The 520-nt window shown below is 73.7% G+C and carries 1 protein-coding gene; it reads left to right on the top strand.

Features of this window, described 5'->3' with window-relative positions; genetic code table 11:
- Positions 1 to 107 precede the first annotated feature (107 nt).
- Positions 108 to 520: enoyl-CoA hydratase-related protein (locus G7A99_RS24525; protein ID WP_205600064.1), on the top strand; the 413-nt coding region annotated here is incomplete at its 3' end.

Here is a 520-nt window from a genome sequence, read left to right as displayed (position 1 = left end):
ATGATCGTCCAGACCCTGCGGGAGCTGCGCCGCCGCGGCGGCGGCACCGCACTGACCACGGCCTGCGCCGCCGGCGGACTGGCGGCGGCGATGGTGCTGGAGGCGGCATGACGGAGACGATGGAACAGGCAACGGACACACCCGCCCCCCTGCGCCTGGAGCGCCGGGACGACGGTATCGCCCGGGTGTGGATCGACTGCCCCGGGCAGAGCCAGAACACCCTCGGCGGCGATGCCGTGAACGCCGCCGGGCATATCCTCGACGAGATCGCCGCCGACGGCGGCCTGCGCGGGCTGATCTTCATCAGCGCCAAGCCGGGCTCGTTCATCGCCGGCGCGGACATCGGCATGATCCGCGCCTGCGAGAGCGCCGAGGAGGCCACGGCGGTCTCGCACACCGCCCAGCGGGTGTTCGACCGGCTCGCCGGGCTGCGGGTGCCGGTGGTGGCGGCGATCGACGGCGTCTGCCTCGGTGGCGGGCTGGAGCTCGCCATGGCCTGCGATGCCCGCATCTGCACCGA

This window comes from Arhodomonas sp. KWT, assembly GCF_010993615.1.
This window is presented reverse-complemented; position numbering and strand designations above follow the sequence as displayed.